Genomic DNA, 15879 nt, shown 5'->3' with positions numbered 1-15879 from the left:
TCGTCGTCAGATTGACCGTCGCCCCAACACCGGTCGTCCCGCTGAGGCGCACTTCCACATTGGCCACGCCGAGCTCACCGGCGTCTTGCACCCCGTTCCCGTTCACGTCATCCCAGACCAGATTGCCGATGCTGGCCGGGCGATAGAGACCGGCATCGAACGTTTCATTATTCTGCCCGCTAACCAAGACGAAATTGCCGGTACGACCGTTAGTTGGGTTAGCGTCCGAATCGCTTGCATCCGTTCCCTGATCGGCCACCGTGAAGACGTACCCGCTCGGCAAGTCGCTGAAGACCACATAGTACTCGCCGGGCAAGAGGCCGGTGAAGCTGTACGAGCCATCGGCTGCGGTAGTGGTTGTCGCAACAATCGTCCCATCGGCGCGGTAGAGCGTCACCGTCACCCCGTCAATCCCCGGCTCACCGCTATCTTGCACGCCGTTGCCGTTGCGATCTTCCCAGACGAAGTTGCCGACGCGGGCCCGGTTAAAGACACCCATATCCCATGTCTGGTCGTTATTGCCGGCAGCCAGCGCGATCACCACCGTCTGGCGGGTAACCGGATCGGCGTCGCTGTCGATCGCGTTGTCGCTGCCCTGATCTTGCGGGCTGACATCGGTGTAGCCAGAGGGCAGGGCAAAGCGGACATAGTAGTTGCCGGGGATCAAGTAGCTGAAGCCGTAGATCCCGCTAGAGTCAGTGGTCGTGGTCGCCACCGACACATCGTCACCACCACCGACATTTCCATCAGCACCGACGCTGAACAGTTCGACGGTAACGTTGTTAATCCCAACCTCTCCACCATCTTGGATGCCGTTAGCATTCAGATCGTGCCAGACCCGATCACCGAGGTGAGCATGGCGGAAGAAGCCAAAGTCAACCGTCAGGTTGCCGTTGTCTCCATCGCCATCGCTTGCGAACGGAGGCTCGCTGCCACGGGTGAGCGTGATCGGCTGGCTATCGACATTGACGCCGGTGCCGGTCGTGCCGTTGTCGTCGTTATCGACGTTATTGTCGGGATCGGGCGCCGACTCATACGGGCCGGTCGGGCTGCCGTTCGTGCCGGTGCTCGAGACAAAGCCGGCCAACGGTTGGCCCGTCGCGAACTGGCTGGCCGGAATGCGCACGATGTAGTTGCCTTCGATCAGGTCACTGAAGGTGTAGAGACCGCCACTTGCCGTGGTAGTAAAGGCAACAAACTCACCTGCCTCGGCCTGACCGTTGCCGTTGCTGTCGAGGTACAACTCGACGCGCACACCATTGATGCCCGTTTCACCGGTCTCGAACAGACCGTTGTTGTTGGCATCGTTCCACACCAGATTACCGAGCGTCAACGGCTCGAAGAAGCCGAAGTCGAGAGTCAGGTTGCCGTTGGCGTCATCGCCGTCGGTGTCCGGCTCGAACGACGGGTTAAGCGTGATCACACCACTGACCACATCACCGCCGGTCTGATCGGTACCGTTGTCATCGTTATCCGCGTTATTGTCGGGATCAGGCGCCGGCTCATACGGGCCGCTTGCGGCCCCGTTGTTACCGGTGCTAGAGCGATGGCGATAGAGTGGCTGGCCAAGCGTGAAATTGCTCGCTGGGATGACCACAATGTAGTCACCCTGCTCAAGGCCGGTGAAGAGGTAATTGCCGTTGGCATCGGTGGTCGTGAAGGTGACGAACTCGCCGGCATCAGGCTGGCTATTGCCGTTGCGATCGCGGTAGAGTTCGACCCGCACGCCGGGGATGCCGTTCTCGCCGCTATTCACAAGACCGTCGTCGTTGCTGTCGTACCAGACCAAATTGCCTAGCGTGAGCCGCGGGTAGAGACCGAGGTCCCACGTCAGGTCGTTGTTATTGCTCGTGCCGAGTGTGATCGTCGCAGTGCGCAGGGTTGCCGGATCGACATCCGAGTCGACTGCATTATTAGCGCCCTGATCAAGCGGGCTAATGGCATACTGCGTTGGAATATTGCTAAAGACCAGATAGTACGAACCGGCGATCAGGCGGTCGAAGAGGTAGCTCGTCACCGCCGTCGTCGAGGTGCGCGTAATCGGCTGGATGCCCGGCGTTACCGGATCGCCGTCGAGTGGCTGGTTGGTCGTGGCATCGTAGATGGTGATGGTAATTCCGGCAATATTTGTAGTTTCGACGCCATCCTGAATCCCATTACCGTTGACATCTAGCCAAATCCGATCACCTAGCCGTGCATCGTCAAACAGACCAAAGTCAACTGTCAGATTGCTGTTGGCATCGATGGCCGGATTGGTCATACCGGTCGGTAATGTGGTATCAGGCTCATTGATCGGCAGCAAACCAACCTGCACTGCAAAGACTGGGCTACGTTCGCTATTGCCGGTTTGGGTACCGTTATCGTTGTTATCGATCAGGTCGGTATCGGGATCAAGACCCGGTTCATACGGACCGCTTGCCATACCGTTAATGCCGGTGCTCGACACCAGTGATGCGTTAGAGGCGACTTGAACGGCATACCGACCACCATCACGCAAGCCACCGAAGAAGTAGCGGCCGCCGTTGCTGGTGGTAACGGTTGTTATTGCCGTCGTCTCCGAACCGTTGATCGTGCCATTACCGTCGGCATCATAGAGTAACTGCACCTGAATACCATTTAGACCGGTCTCAGTCCCATCTACCACACCATTGTTGTTGGCATCAAGCCAAACCCGATTACCGATGGTCAAGCTGTAGAAGCCGAAATCTACCGTCAGATTAGTGTTGCTGTCACCATCTTCAGCGGTTGGTTCGTCGTCAACGCCCAGGGTGACTGCTATGCTCACGACCGGCCCTGAACTGTCTGTCATCACTCCCACATTTGGCCCGATACCGTTGTCGTCATTATCAACATTGCCATCAGGATCGGGCGTGCCGGCGCTGTCGTTGGCATTGCCGCCATCGCTGCTGCGGAAGAAGCGGAGAGCGCCGGATGCACCAAAGTTACCGGCCGGAATGACAACAATGTAGTCCGCAGGGACAAGGTCGTCGAAGCGGTAGAAACCGCCGCCGGTAGTGGTGGTCGCTGCCACCAGTGTGTCAGTACCGCTATCGTAGACACCGTTGCTGTTGACATCACGGTAGAGCTGCACTGTCACATTATTGATGCCGGGTTCGCCAGTATCAACCGTGCGGTTGTTGTTGTAGTCGTGCCAGACGAAGTTGCCTAACGCCAGCGGGCGGAAGAAGCCGAAGTCAACCGTCAAGTTGCCGTTATTGCCATCGCCGTCGGTGGTTGGCTCATCTTGCGAGCGCAGGGTAACCAAGGCTGCGCGCACGTTGCCGCTCCCGTCAGTAGTACCGTTGTCGTCGTCATCGACGCTATTATCGGGATCGGGCGTCGCCGCACCCTCGTAAAGGCCAGTGGCGCTGCCATTAGTGCCGGTGCTGGAGCGGAAAGCCGGCATATCGCCGCTCGGCCCTAGCACCCCGCCGGCGGCAAAGTTGCTGGCCGGGATCTCGACCAGATAGTTGCCCGGATCAAGGTTGGCAAAGGTATAGAACCCGCCGCCGCTGGTGGTGATCGTCGCCACTGGCGCATTTTCAGCCGGATCGATCGCGCCGCTGCGATCCGCGTCGTAGTAGAGGTTGACGGTCACGCCATCAATGCCGCTTTCGCCGTCATCGAGCAGGCCGTTGTTATTCACATCGTTCCAGACCCGGTTGCCGAGGTTGACCAACTGGTAGAGGCCGGCGTCCCGCGTCTGGTCATTCTGGCCGGCCACCAACGTGATCAACGCAGTTGCACCGCTCGTCCGGTCGGGATCACTATCGGTCGCGTCGTTACCGCCTTGATCGCGCGGACTGCGCACATACCCAGTTGGCAGATCGAAGACCAGATAGTAGTTATTCGCCGGGATCAGGTAGTTAAAGCCGTAGATTCCAGAAGTATCGGTAGTAGCCGTAGCGATCAAGCTATCGCCGGCGCTGAGATCAGCAGTGCCGTCATCATCGCGGTAGAGTTGCACCTGCACCCCGCTAATCCCCGTCTCGTCACCGCCGTTCTGCATGCCGTTGGCGTCGCGGTCGAACCAGACCAGATTGCCGAGGCTGGCTGGGCGGAAAAGACCGAAGTCAACCGTCAGGTTGCTATTTTCGTTGCGGGCCGGGTCGCTGATCGCAGGGGGGAGCGGATCACTCTCATCAGTTGGCTCGCTGTTGGGACGCAACTGCACAACGGTACTACGCACAACGCTGCCACTCTGCGTACCGTTGTCATCACTGTCGGTATTGTTGGTATTGGCATCAGGAGCCGGCTCGTAGAGGCCGCTAGCGCTGCCGTTCGTGCCGGTGCTCGAGACATAGCCACTCGGCAAGACCACCTCAACCAGATAGTCGCCTTGTACCAAGCCGCTGAACAGGTAGTAGCCGTTGCTGACGGTCGTCGTGATCGCCACTGGCGTGGTCTCACCGGAATCGTTGACATCTCCATCACCGTTGAGATCACGATAGAGACGCACGGTCACGTCGTCAATGCCATCCTCACCGGTATCAAGCAGGCCATTGTTATTAACATCTTCCCACACCCGGTTGCCCAGCGAGAGAAGCTGGTAGAGACCGGCGTCCCATGTCAGATCGTTCTCGCCCGACTCCAAATCCACCGTGATCGTGGTGGCCGTCACGCTCACCCCACCGGGTACGTCCGAGTCGGTCGTATCGGTGGCTGCCGCCGCGTCGCCCACCGTAAAGCCATAGCCAGCCGGGCGGGTAAAACGGACGCGATACAGACCGGGTTGCAGGTTGGTAAAGCTATAGCTGCCGCTGCCATTGGTGATAGTCGTCGCCAACGTATCATCAGCGGTGCCAAAGGTGCGGTCGCGTCCGGCCCCAATCAGCGCGACGGTTACACTATTGAAGCCGGGTTCACCTGTCTCTTGCACACCGTTGCCATTGAGATCTTCCCACACCAAGTCACCCAAGCTGGCCGGAATAACGAGACCGGCATCCCACGTCAGATCGCTCTCACCCGATTCGAGGGTAGTCGCGATCATTTCACCGTAAGAGTCGGCATCGCTATCATTGGTATCGTTTGCCCCGGCCACCTCACTCGCCAGAATATTGCGATAGGTAAAGACCTCACCACTCGGCACAGTGACGGTGATCTGGTACGTACCCGGCGCGAGATTGGTGAAACTGTACAAACCACCACCGCTAGTAATGGCGGTCAGGTTGACCGATAACCCAGCACCGGTCGTCCCACTCAACGTCACCGTCACACCATCAATCCCCGGCTCACCGGTATCTTGCACGCCGTTGCCGTTCGTGTCGCGCCAGACCCGATCACCAATCGTAGCTGGGCGGTAGAGACCAGCATCCCATGTTAAGTCCTCCTCAGCCGATTCAAGAGTCGTTGTCGGCATAGCACCGGCAATGTTCGCATCGGAATCGCCAATATCATCACCCTGATCGGCAGTGGTGAAGAGATAGCCGAGCGGTGCGGTTACCGTAATGGTATAACTCCCCGGCGTAAGGCCATCAAACGAGTAGAATCCGTTTGAGTCGGTTTGAGTCGTCATTGTCACCGGATCGCCGGCACCGGTCGTGCCGGTTACTGTCACGGTGACATTTGGAATCCCCGGCTCGCCGTCATCTTGGCGGCCGTTGCCGTTGCGGTCTTCCCAGACGAAGTTGCCGATGCGCGCCAACTGGTAGAGACCAAGGTCGTACTGTGGATTGTTGCCCGATACCGGTGTAAACGGTGCAGTCTCGAAATCGCTGTTGGCGTCACTGTCGAGCTGATCGTCCGTACCGCGATCCTGCGGACTACGGACGTAGCCGGACGGAATCTCGCTGAAGCGGATGCGATACGTGCCGGGGAAGAGGTTCGTGAATTGGTAGAGACCATCCAGATCGGTGTAGGTCACATCGAGCACTGCGCCGTCGCTGTCGCGCAGCAACTCGACCCGCACGCCGGGCACGCCGGTGGTTTCGTCAGCGTCTTGAACGCCATTCGCGTTGCGGTCGATCCAAACCCGATCGCCGACCGTGATCGTCTCGAAGATACCGGCGTCAACGGTCAGGTTGGTCTCATTGGAAGCAAGCCGGACAATGCCGGTGCGCCCATTGAGGGGGTTGGCATCGCTATCGAGCGCATCGTCGCTGCCCTGATCAGTGCGGGTGAACGAGCGATTGGCGGGCAATTGGTCAAAGACGACGTAATACTCACCCGGCAACAGATTGTTGAACAGATACAGGCCGTTGATATCAGTCGTCGTAGTCACGACCGGCGTGGCACTGCCGGTCGTGAAGAGGCGCACCCGAACCCCCTGCACGCCGGTTTCGCCACCATCCTGAATCCCGTTCACATTGGCGTCGAACCAGACGTAGTTGCCGAGGCTGGCCGGGTTGAGCACACCCATATCAAGACTGAGATCAACTGCGCTCGACACCAGTTCAACAATCGGTGTGCGACGGTTGGCATCGACATCGCTGTCGGTCTCGTCAGTTGCCGCGGTCGAATCGCGCGGACTCAGCAAGCTATAGCCGGGCGCGACCCCAAACTGAACAAAGTCGCGACCGGGATCCAAATTGTCAAAGCGGTAGAAGCCGTTGCTATCGGTGGTAGCATTAACGACCAACACATCATCACCTGTACCGGCCACACCATCGGTACCGGGACGATAGAGGGCTACCGGTACATTTGCCACACCCGGTTCACCGTCATCTTGACGGCCATTGCCATTGATGTCGTGCCACACCCGGTCGCCAATGCTGGCCAACTGGTAGAGACCAAGATCCCACCGCAGATCATTCTCGCCGGCGCTCAACGTGGTCGTTACGGTCAAGAAGCTCGTCGGATCAACGTCTGAGTCAACATTATCGTTACTACCCTGATTTTGCGGACTGACTATGAAACTGGCGGGAACGACAAAGCGCAGATAATAGTCACCGGCCAACAGATTGTCAAAGCGATAGAGGCCATCAACGTCGGTGACAGTGGTGTTGAGTACATTACCTGAGCCGTCGTAAAGCACGACCTGCACACCGGGCACACCGGCTGTCTCGTTGGCATCCTGGATACCGTTGGCATTGAGATCGAGCCAGACCCGATCACCAATGCTGGCCGTCGGCACAACACCAAAGTCCCACGTCGGGTCATTCTGACCGGGTACGAGCGTCGTCGTTATGGTCTGGTGCGTCACCGGATCGGCATCGCTGTCGAGTGTGTCATCCCCCCCTTGATCGCGCAAACTGGCACGGTAGCCGCCGGGTAAGCTAAACTCAACGTAGTAATCATCAGGAATGAGATTGGTGAAGGTATAGACACCACTGCTATTGGTGGTGGTCATCGCCACCGGCACACTGCTGCCGGGCCGGTAGAGGCGCACTTGCACACCACTCACTCCCGGCTCGCCGACATCTTGAATCCCGTTGTTGTTCGTATCACTCCAGACCCGATCACCAATGGTGGCAAAGACAAACAGACCCGTATCCCAGTCGGCATCGTTCTCGCCTGGGGCAAGATCGATCAACGCAGTGCGGCGGGTGGTGCGATCAGCATCGCTATCGGCAGCATCATTCGTCCCTTGGTCGGTCGCCGTGACTGCATAACCGGCCGGCGGCGGACCAAACTGGACGAAGTAGCGGCCGGGGGGCAGATTGGTGAAGCTATAGTTGCCACTGCTGTTGGTCGTCGTCGTCGCCACCAACTCATCGTCGGCCGTGCCGGCGAGGCCATCGTAGCCGGGCCGGTAGAGGCTCACCTCTACCCCGTTCACCCCCGGCTCGCCGGCATCTTGGATGCCGTTGTAATTGAGATCGTTCCAGACCCGATCGCCAAGGTTCGCCGGCGCCGCCACCAAACCGGCATCCCAGCGCAGGTCGGTCTGATTAGCGGCCAGCGTAATCACCGTCGTGAGACCGGTTGCGTCAGCATCGCTATCGAGGACATCGTTCGCCCCCTGATCGGGCGTGGTGAAGCTATAGCCGCTCGGCAGACCGCTAAAGCGCACCCGGTAGGTACCGGCGTTCAGATCGGTGAAGCCATAACGGCCGGCGCCATCGGTCACGGTAATGGTCGGTTGCACGCCGGGAGTCACCGGATCGCTATCAATCGGATTGCCGCTGTCATCGAGCAGCTCAACCGTCACACCGGGCACGCCGGGTTCGGCGGCATCTTGGATGCCGTCATTGTTGGTATCGAACCAAACCCGATCGCCAAGCGCAGCGCCACGGATAAAGCCGAAATCGAGGGTCTGGTTGCCGTTAGCATCATCGTCGTCGTTTACCGGCTCGCTGCCCGCCGCGAGGGTAATCGGCAACGAGCGCACAATGCCGCCGATCAGATCGCCGTTGTCGTCGTGGTCAACATCGTTATCGGGATCAGGCGTCGGATCATTGCCGCTGCTGGTGCGCATGCCGAACAACGCGCCACCAGGAGCAAAGTTGCTGTCATCAACCACCACAATGTAGTTACCGGCGGCCAAATTGGTGAACTGGTAATAGCCGGCTTCACCGCCAACCGTCATCGTCACCGAATTGCCGACATGCTCGCCGGGATCAGGCTGGCCATTGTTGTTGAAATCGCGGAACAAGCTTAACGACACGCCATTAATGCCGGTCTCGCCATTGGCCGGCTCGTAGCGGCCATCGTTATCGCGGTCGTACCAGACCCGATTACCCAACCGGAGCGTGCCGGACGACGCAATCAGACCGGCGTCGCGGCTACGGTCGAGTTGATTGGCTGCCAGCGTAAAGACGGTCGTGCGGCCGGTCGTCGTATTCGCGTCTGAATCAACCTCGTCGTTGCTGCCGGTATCGGCCGTGGTGAAGGTAAAGCCAGCAGGCAAGACAAATTCGATGTAGTAGTCGCCAGCGCTGAGATCGCTAAAGATGTAGTAACCGGGATTGCCCAGGAAATCGTCGGCGGTGACAGTGGTGGCCACCAGCGTATTATCCGAGCGATAGAGCCGCACGGTCACACCATTGACGCCATCGCCGGGAGGTTCATCCTGAATCCCATTACCGTTGCGGTCAATCCAGACATAATTGCCAACCGCCGTCACCGTCACCAAACCGACGTCCCACGCATCATCGTTCTCGCCTGCAACCAACTCGGTCACGGCGCTATAGCGGGTTGCCGGCTCAATATCCGAATCGACCGTATCGTTGGCACCCACATTCGGCGTGGTAAAGCCATAGCCGGCCGGTGGAGTCACGCGGATGTAGTAATCGCCGGGCGGAATATCGAGTGGGTCAGAGAAGAGATAGAACCCGGGGTTACCGTCATTATCGGGGCCGGAAATGGTAAAGCCCACCCAACGATCACCGGTACTCGGCCCGGTTATACCGTCGTTATCTTGGTAGAAATCGATCCGAGCACCGTTCACACCCACTTCACCGGTGTCTTGCACTCCATTCAGATTGGCATCGAGCCACACATAATTCCCATACGACGGGGGCAACACCGCACCGCGACTAATCCCAACACGCGGTGGTTCGGCGGCAAGGAGCGGATCACCATTGACGGTAAAGGCACGGTAACCAAAGGTATTCCACGCCACCTCGTCAGGAGTACCACCGACCGGCGCTCGCATCGGCCATGTCAAAATAACCGAATCACCTGGATAGAGAATCCGATTCCCGAAATCGATGCGGATCGAACGGACAGTTGTAATATCAGCGGGCGGGACCGTCGACCACTGCGGATCAACACAACCGGGGGCATCTATTGGATTACCATCAATATCGGTCAGACCCAAATACGGATTGCGACAAGGATTGTTAGTGGTGCTGTAGTAGACCGTCGCACCGTCGGGCACACTGATCGGACCGGCCAAGTAGGGCTGCCACTGGCTACCACGCGATTCGGTAAAGCGCACCACCCCGACATCACCAACCCACGGCAAAATATCGATCAAGACCAGATTGGTCAGTGCCACCGAGTTGGTATTAGTGATAATCAACTTATAGTCGGCCATACCGCCCGGCGTCGTCTGACCAACATCAGGATCGCGCGTCCAATCGGTATCGAGCTGACCCAACACCCACTTGGCCGAACTAGCGGTGGCTGCTGCCGCCAAACTCAAGCTGGTAATCGATGAAGAACAGATCAACTCGGAGATAATACCATCGCCATCTAGATCAAAAGTATCGGGTACTTGTTGACTACACTGATCGATAAAGATCTGGCCGGGCGGATTGGCAAAACTTGCCAATGATGCCGTATTCGTAATCATCCCAGCAAGCGTAGCCGGATTGATTCGCGCTTGAAATCGAATCGTAAACGACTGATCGGGCGGCAAGCTATAGCTATCCCACCGCCAACGCAAGAGCATACGACCGGTACCGTTGTAATTCTCAATTGCCTCAAACACCGGAGCGGGTGCGCCGGACGGACTCGAGACCACCGACCAGCTACCGGCTACATAGCTCAAACTTGGAACCAACAGATCGGCCAGCACAGGATTCTCCAGTGCCGCCGCTGAAGTACCGATTTGGATATTTTGGAGGGTAAGCGTGTAGGTCACCAGATCACCAGCATAGGCAATGTCAGGCGTGACCGACTTACCAACCACCGCACGTGCACCGGGCTCGATGATACGGGTGCGTGCCTCACTCACGCGCGTGGAGGTAAAGCCATTAAACGTATATGCACTCGTCGCCTGATTGACAATAACCGCATTGATGGGGCTGGCGGTCACAACAGCGCTGAAACTGTGCCCGGTGGCACTAAAGCCAAACGGCAGCGGATCAAGATAGCGCCAGCGGATAGCAGTAATCTGCTCGCCGACGCCAAGCGTCAACGTACTACACCCACCACCGGTCGTCGGCGCAATATTGATACAGTTCGTTGTGGTAAAGGGACTACCGGGCACGGGGGTAAAGGTTGAGTTAAGATTCGTTGTGTATTCGAGCGCAACCCGGATACCGGTAACATTCCCACCATCGACGGTGATGCGGGTCACCTGCAATTCAGGCGGTACCGGATCGGTAATAACCACATCGGTCAAAGCTGTCGTACCGGTATTAACCGCGCTGAGGGTGTAGGTCACCGTATCGCCAATCAGCGCCGTCGTTGGGCCACTCTTACTCGAACCTAAGCCAGGCGTAGGCGGTTGAATCCGCCGAACATCGTCATCGGTCAAGGTCAAGGTAACCGAACCGGCCTGCGCTGTCACATCTACGACATTGCGCACTTCGGTACCAACGGAAAATGTTGTCGAGGGGAAGATCACGGTCACCGTGCGGGTAGCGCAGAGACTGCTCGGCACGGTCAGGCTGGTCGCCGGCCAGGTCACCGTATTCGTACCGCTATTGTAGACACCGCCATCCGAAGCACTCACGAACGTCGCGCCGGCGGGTAACGTATCAACAATTTGAACATTCGTGAGATTCAACGCCCCCAGACCACTATTCGGAATACAGACCTGCACCTGATAGGTTGTCGGCACATCAGGCGCACCGCCGGACACAAACGTCTTCGTCGCCACCGCCCGCGGTTCGGCACGCGCGGTGATGGTCAACGGATTGGAGAGGCGAGGTGGCGCCGTTGTCGAGCGCATCTCGGCACGCAAGGTGGCCGTCGTACCGTCAGGAGTTGAACCGGCAGGAAAGCGAACCCGCAGCTCAAGGCGACCACTATCACCGGCACTGAGAGGGGCAGTAAACGTCCACGTTGCAGTCCGGGTAGCCGGATTGTAAGCCGTCGTTGTTCCGGTACCCAGCACCTGCACATCACCGACGGCACCGGCCAACTCAGGCGGAATAACAGCAGTCACCGTTGCATTCTCGCACGGCGTATTGATCACGCTCGAACAGCTATAGTCAACATTAATCACCACCCATTGACCACTATCAACAATGGGAAAATCGGTGCTGAGCATCACACTGACGGTCGCATTCGCGAAGGCAACATCAGGCCGCAAGCTGACAAAGGCCACAGCCATGATCAATAACAGGCTAAAGATAGAACGGCACAGGTTAGCAAGTTGGCGTGACATGAATGTAGTCCCTGATCGAACAATGATACGATAACGAATGCAACTATGACATTTGGCAGCAGCCGAAGGCTGACCGAAAGACCATGATAAAGTATATCGACGCGGCGAACCAAGGTATTACTAAAAGCTTGGATTAATCGTCGACCGAATGGCATTTGACATCACTAGGTTGTGATGCAGGTATGCGTATGAGCTGCTGCAAACAGCGAAGTGGATTCAGGTTGCCACTACCCCCGGCCTTGGGCACCCTTATCCCCAACCCCTCCCCCACTAGCACGGGTTGAAGGACGGACAGAACATTTGGTCGATCACAACCGTTGATCGCTTGGCGATGCCTTAAAGTCCGGCTCTACACTCCCCTCTCCCACAGACGCGGGAGAGGGACGGTGGGGGGGGAGGGCGCAATGGCGCATCGCAACGTCATCAACTATACCTTCTATATCTTCGCTCATACGTTCTGTCCGCCCTTGAACTAGCACGGGCGAGGGGCTAGGGGTGAGGGAAACAGGCGACCCGGCCCATAGTCGGAGCAAATGAGGAATGAATGGCCACAAAGAGACAAAAAATTCACAAAAGTTATTTGTGGCTTTTGCGTTGTTTTGCGGCTACTTCCCAACCCCAGCCTCTTCCCTCTGGGATTGGGGAATCGCGCTCATGCCCCCGGAGGGAAGAACCTCTGTGCGTATGGTGCTGGTGCGCTATGACAGGAGATAGTGGACAGGAACGGGTCGCAACCATTTTACCTCTACGTAGAGAGTCCACAACCTGTTCGGGCACCTGCTCCGGCCTAGATAGTCCCACTCGCCATACAATTGACAATAATACCTCTTGTTTGAAGTTTTGAATATCTTTTAAGGCTTTCCAACACAGTGAAAAGAAGCTTTCTATATAATCCATCGAATACAGCAATACATATATGCAAAATTTTGAGGTTGACAAGCGATTGCACAATTTTTGCAAATATTGCATACGCCTGTAATATATGCTATACTCGCTGCGAAAAGAACATTCCGAATGCCTCCATTATCTGCAGTGATCGCTTGCCGCGTCTGCCAACAGCGAGTTAGTCGTTGCGCTCTAAATAAAGTAGTGCGCAGTCTGCGCTACAGGTTATTCGTCTCATCGAACCAACTAGAAAGGTGTGCGTGATGGGTCTGCTCCGTTTCGCCGTCAAAACCTTTCGCCTCTCGCTGATGCGGGTGGGCGCCGGATGGATGTTCGCGCTCTTGACGTTCAACTTCAACCGGGTCACAATTGCCGACCTCGGCGCGATGGCGGTCATTGTCACCACGCTGATCGGCCTGCACCACTTCATCTCGTTCTTCCAAGTGTATTGGGGCCGCTTCACCGACCGCTACCCCATCTTCGGTCTCCGGCGCACCCCGTACGTCATCTTGTCAAATATCGGCGCAGCGTTGATCTTCATGGCGCTGCCAAGCATTGCAGTCGGCCTTGGCGAACGCTCGCTGGTAGCTACGCTTGAGGCATTTGGGCTTATTTTCCTCTTTGGAGTGTTGATGGCGCTGAACGGCAGCTCATCGAACGCCCTGATCGCCGAGGTGACGACGCCGAAAGAGCGCGGCGCGGTGGTTGCGTTTATCTGGGCGACGGTGATTATCAGCGGGATTGTCTCGGCAGGCGTGTCGCGGGTGATTATGCCGCAATACTCGCCTGAGACGATGCAATACCTCTATAACTTGACGCCGATTATTGTGACGGTGACGGTGTTGCTCGGCGTGCTCGGTCTTGAGAAGCCGATCACTCCGGAAGAGCACCGCAGACTGCTGCTGGCTGCACCAGAGAAGGGCGAAGCCGGCCCGCTAGAGACGTGGCGGGTGGCGACCAGCTTGATGGGCCGCAATCCGCAAGTGCGCGGTTTCTTCCTCTTCGTGCTGTTGGCGATTATGGGCATCTTCTTGCAAGATGCTATTCTCGAGCCGTTTGGCGCTGAAGTCTTCGGCCTGCAACAGAAAGACACGGCTGCTTTCCAGCAAGCGTGGGGCGCCGGCGCGCTGCTCGGTATGCTCGTGATTGGCATTCTGTCGAGCATCTTCCCCATTTCCAAGAAGACGATCGCGACGGTTGGCGGCTTGGGTGTCGCCAGCGGGTTGGCGATGTTGTCCATCGCGGCCCTCACCCACCAGCAGGGCGTGATTATGCCGGCACTGATGATTATGGGGCTTGGCATCGGCCTGTTCGACGTTGGCGCGCTGGCGATGATGATGGAGATGACGATCGAAGGCCAGACCGGGCTCTATATGGGCTTGTGGGGCATGGCGCAGGGTCTTGGCAACGGCTTCGCGAACGTAATTAGCGGTTTGGGCCATACGGTGATGATCGAGAGCGGCATCGCGTCGCCGGCGTTCGGTTACGGGCTTGTCTTTGGGATCGAAGCCTTGTTGATGGTGATAGCCATCGGCATCTTGCGTGGCATTTCGGTGCAGGAGTTCAAGGGTCTGACGCGGCAAGATCTGACCACGGCGCTGGCGATGGATACGGCTTCGTAAAGCGCGTAAACATATAGCGCGGGCTGAGGGCATCAGCCCGCGCTGCTGGAAAGATCGAGCCAGTATGGCGATCGAGATTGCCTTCGACAAGATTGCTGATGTCTACGATACGCAACGTGCGCACCCGCCCGAAGCGGCGATTGCTATCGGGCGGGCGATTGCAAGCCAAGCCGGCAGCGACGCACAGGTGCTAGAGATCGGGACCGGCAGCGGGCGAATTGCCCTACCTGTAGCTGCGGCGGGCGCGCGTGTCATCGGGATCGATATTTCGACCGGGATGCTGGCTACGGCGCGAGAACGCGCCACGGAAGCCGGTTTGCCTCTCGGGTTGATCAAGGCTGACGCTCAAGCGTTGCCCTTTGCTGACAACACCTTCGACACCGTACTGGCTGTCCACGTGCTGCACCTGCTGCCGGATTGGCGAGCGGCGCTGGCCGAGCTGGTGCGGGTGGTGAAGCTGGGTGGCGCTATTATCCAAGGTGTTGACTGGCGTGATCCAGCTTCGTGCGTTGGCATGCTGCGCGGGCAATTACGGCAAGCGGTGATGGAATTGTTACCCGGCGCGCGCCCACCCGGCGCTGGCGCAGCCGTGACGCAACACCTCGCCAAACTCGGCGCATCGGCGGGCGAATCGATCGAGGCCGCGCGCTGGCAGCGCACGATCAGTCCGGCTGAAGTGATCGCCGGGATGGCCGCCCGCATTGACGCTGAGACGTGGGCGCTGAGCAATGAGGTGCTGGCGGCGGCGATTGAGAGAGTGCAGGCATGGGCCAGCCAGCAATGGCCCGATTTGAACGAACCGCAGGTGGTTGAACACCGGTTTTTGCTGACGGTCAGCCGGGCCGTCGCAAAACTGCCGGCGTAGTGAGGATACAGCGGAGGGATGTCATGTACACTCCCGAACAATTGGAACGGCGCAACCGATCGCCGTGGACAAAAGCCCAGTTTATTCTGGCCCCAATTCAGTTTGTCGCCTTTATTATCAGTTTTGCGCTGGTCATCCGGTATCTGGCCACCGGTGAGGGGTACTGGATCGCAACCATCAGCGTCTGGATCAAGATTGCGCTGATTTGGGCGCTGACCATCACCGGCATGCTGTGGGAACACGACATCTACGGCAAATACTTCATGGCGCCCGAATTCTTCTGGGAAGACTTGGGCAACCTGATCGCCATCATCACGCACAACGCCTATTTCGTGGCGGTATGGCTTCACCTCGATAGCCGCACCGTGATGTGGGTGATGGTCTTTGCGTATGTCACCTATCTGTTCAACGCCGGCCAATTCCTCTGGCGCGGGATCCGTTCGGCCAAAGAACGGCGCTTGTTGCAGGCGCAATTGCAGGCGCAATCAGCAGGCGCGGCGAAGTCGCAGTAGCAACGATGAAGTTGAAGATATAGCTCAGGGTTGGCTGTGTCACTGAGCAACGAT

At 57.8% G+C, this 15879-nt stretch carries 4 protein-coding genes; 3 read left to right on the top strand and 1 reads right to left on the bottom strand.

Going from position 1 to position 15879, the window contains the following annotated elements:
- On the bottom strand, positions 1–11941 hold an 11941-nt coding region (locus U9R61_RS01450; protein WP_322487051.1), incomplete at its 3' end, for an SdrD B-like domain-containing protein.
- A gap of 1148 nt (positions 11942–13089) precedes the next feature.
- On the opposite strand from U9R61_RS01450, the gene U9R61_RS01445 reads away from it, so the two are divergent.
- From U9R61_RS01445 to bchF, 3 genes are all read left to right on the top strand, one after another.
- Positions 13090–14448, top strand: a complete 1359-nt coding sequence (locus U9R61_RS01445) for a BCD family MFS transporter (RefSeq protein ID WP_322487050.1) — start codon at positions 13090–13092, stop codon at positions 14446–14448.
- Positions 14449–14512: 64 nt separating this feature from the next.
- Complete coding sequence (locus tag U9R61_RS01440; protein WP_322487049.1) at positions 14513–15313, top strand: class I SAM-dependent methyltransferase; 801 nt, start codon at positions 14513–14515, stop codon at positions 15311–15313.
- A gap of 23 nt (positions 15314–15336) precedes the next feature.
- Positions 15337–15825, top strand: coding sequence for a 2-vinyl bacteriochlorophyllide hydratase (gene bchF, locus U9R61_RS01435; protein WP_322487048.1), 489 nt, complete (start codon positions 15337–15339; stop codon positions 15823–15825).
- Positions 15826–15879 lie beyond the last annotated feature (54 nt).

The organism is Chloroflexus sp., assembly GCF_034431535.1.
In the GTDB taxonomy this organism is placed as follows: domain Bacteria; phylum Chloroflexota; class Chloroflexia; order Chloroflexales; family Chloroflexaceae; genus Chloroflexus.
Note: the sequence above shows the minus strand (reverse complement) of the source record. Positions and strands in the feature narration are given on the sequence as shown.